This window comes from Streptomyces sp. NPDC001153, assembly GCF_053598315.1.
Window position 1 is genome coordinate 1 of sequence record NZ_JBSFJZ010000124.1, and the last position, 2,657, is coordinate 2,657.

The window sequence follows — 2,657 nt, forward strand, 5'->3', positions numbered from 1 at the left end:
TCATGCTCGGCATCGTCCGCCTGCACAAGATCACTGTCGCCCGCCGGAGGACCGCCGACACATCGACCGAAGATCGTTTACGGGACAGCCCTTAGGGAGCGTATTCGGTCGCGATCAGGGGTGGTCTTGGCTTGGTTCACACCGCTCGGGAGCCACTGGGGGATCTCGGATTGCCCCGCCGGCCGGGAAACCTGGGCGGGGAGGCTTCGCTGACGGCTGTTCGTTGATCCCCGATCCGTTTCGGTGGTGTCCGCCCTCAGCTCAAGGACGTTCTGGGTGGGGAGATCCATCGAGCAGGTCTGAGGCCATCCCCGAGCAGGGGATGGCCAATTTGAGGGAGCGCCATCACGAGTACCGCCGCCTCGTCTAGTGCTGGATTCCTCAAAGGGTGTACACAAATCGGCGCCGTAATCGCCGGGTTGGCGGTGGGGGTCTGCCCCAGAGCCAGGGGTTGGCACGGGAGTTGAGCTGGTCCGTTGCCAGGGCAGTGGCGTATGCGATGTCCTCGCTGTTGGCGAATGACCGGCCGGCGAGGGCGGCTTTGCGGAAGATGCGCCACCAGCCCTCTTGCAGGTTGAGCCAGCACGCTCCGACGGGGATGAAGGCGTGGTGGATGCGGGGGTGGTCCTCGAGCCAGGTCCTCGTGGACACGCTGTTGTGACTGGACAGGTTGTCGGTGACGATCCAGATCTCCCCGTCCGGGTTGGCGTCCTCGAGCAGATGCAGGAACTGCTGGTAGAAGGTGCTGTTGCGGGAGGGTGCGGTCATCGTGATTGCCTGGCCGTCGGAGGGCCGCAGACCTCCGTAGACCCAGGTCTTCTCCGGCGCGCGGCTGTAGTCGAGTTCCGCTTTGATCCGGTGCCCGCCCGGTGACCATGCGGGTGCAGGCGGGAAGGTCCGCGGGATCACCGGCCCCAGCTCGTCGGCGCAGATCACCGTCGCACCCTCGGGCGGATGGGTATAGAGACCGATGATCCGCGTCCTTTTGGGGCGAAGTCCGGGTCCTTCGATCGCGTCCAGGACCGGGTGCGGCGCCAGCGCACACCCTCGGCCAGCAGGATGCGGCGGACCTGTGAGCGACCCACCTCGATTCCTTCGGCCCGCGCTGCTGCGGCCAGGGAATCCAGGGTCCACTCGGGTGGCCCCGACTCGTCGAAGGCCCACAGCTCCCCGACGGGCTCCCACCTCAGGCGCCCTGGCGGAACGGTCTTGACCAGGGAGATGATCCTCGAGCGTTCCTCCTCGGTGATCCGCCGCTTGCGGCCCTGCCCACCCAGATCCTCCAGTCCTTGCAGGCCCGAGCGGTTGAAGCGGTGCATCCAGCACCGGACCGTTTTCTGGCTGCAGCCCAGCTCCACCGCGATCGCCGGCACCCGTAGCCCCGACCAGCTCAGCTCGATCATCCGCGCCCGCATCACTGCATCGCGTGGAGCCTTCCGCGCCCGCGACAACCGGCGAACGACCGTGCATTCGTCCTCATCGCGCCCCGGCCGTGCCCGTAACACCATCACCCAGCACCCGCCCCCGAGCACCTTCAACTACCCCGCCACCAGGACATATACCCAATGAAACGGGAATCCAGCACTAGGCAGTGTCTTCAAATGATCTTGAGTGGTGGATCATGGTCCGGTGATACGTCGCCATGAACTGTCGGATGCCGAGTGGGAGTTCGTTCGGCCGCTGCTGCCCGAGTCGTCGCGGGGCAGGAAGCGGTTGGACGACCGCACGGTACTCAACGGGATCGTGTGGAAGTTCCGTACCGGGACTGCTTGGCGGGACGTGCCCGAGCGGTACGGCCCGTGGGCCGCGCTGCACACCCGGTTCCGCCGATGGGCCCTGGACGGCACGTTCGAGCGGATGCTCCAGGCCGCCCAGGCCAGGGCAGACGCGGCCGGGGACATCGACTGGCTCGTGTCGGTCGATTCCACCGTCGTCCGTGCCCACCAGCATGCTGCGGGGGCCCGAAAAGGGGGCTCCGTCACCCGGGACTCGGACGCTCCCGAGGTGGCCTGACCAGCAAGATTCACCTGGCCTGCGATGCCCTGGGGCGACCGCTCGCCTTCACCGTGACAGGCGGGAACACCAACGACTGCACCCAGTTCACCGCCGTGATGGACGCGATACGGGTGCCCCGCCTCGGACCGGGACGCCCCCGCGTCCGGCCCGACCACGTCATCGGCGACAAGGGCTACAGCTCCAAAGCGATCCGGGCCTGGCTCAGGCGGCGCGGCGTCGCCCACACCATCCCGGAGCGGTCGGACCAGATCCGCAACCGGCTCCGGCGCGGCTACCGCGGCGGGCGCCCGCCGGCCTTCGACAGGCAGCTCTACAAGCGGCGCAACATGGTCGAACGCTGCTTCAATCGCCTGAAGCAGTGGCGAGGGATCGCCACCCGCTACGACAAGACCGCCGAGTCCTACCAAGCAGCCGTCACCCTCGCATCGCTCCTGATGTGGGCGTGACATTTGAAGACAACTCCTAGGAGCTGGGCGGGCTCTCAGTTGATGCGAGTTCCTGCGCCGCTGACACGGACGCGCGGGTCATCCGCGCGCAGCGTCACTATGAGCTCGCCAGGGCGGCCGAGGTCTTCGCCCTGATGCAGGGTGAGGACAGTGTCCTCGGGGACCAGGCCGAGTTCACGGGCGTACGCACCGAAC

Annotated in this window: 2 protein-coding genes and 2 pseudogenes; 1 reads left to right on the forward strand and 3 read right to left on the reverse strand. The window is 67.1% G+C overall.

Features of this window, described 5'->3' with window-relative positions; genetic code table 11:
* Positions 1–381: 381 nt before the first annotated feature.
* Positions 382–936 carry a transposase gene (locus tag ACWDEN_RS47995; protein WP_450864449.1) on the reverse strand — a complete coding sequence of 185 codons (555 nt, stop codon included), beginning with the start codon at positions 934–936 and terminating at the stop codon, positions 382–384.
* Positions 933–1,415 (reverse strand): helix-turn-helix domain-containing protein, encoded by a 483-nt coding sequence (locus tag ACWDEN_RS48000; RefSeq protein WP_351619231.1) that lies wholly within the window; start codon positions 1,413–1,415, stop codon positions 933–935. Before ACWDEN_RS48000 ends, ACWDEN_RS47995 begins: the two co-directional genes overlap by 4 nt.
* A 217-nt stretch (positions 1,416–1,632) precedes the next feature.
* Here ACWDEN_RS48000 and ACWDEN_RS48005 point away from each other — a divergent pair.
* Positions 1,633–2,462: pseudogene (locus ACWDEN_RS48005) on the forward strand (IS5 family transposase).
* Between the two features lie 35 nt (positions 2,463–2,497).
* Here the strand turns inward: ACWDEN_RS48005 and ACWDEN_RS48010 are convergent.
* A pseudogene (locus ACWDEN_RS48010) lies at positions 2,498–2,657 on the reverse strand (phenazine biosynthesis protein PhzF); the annotation flags it as partial.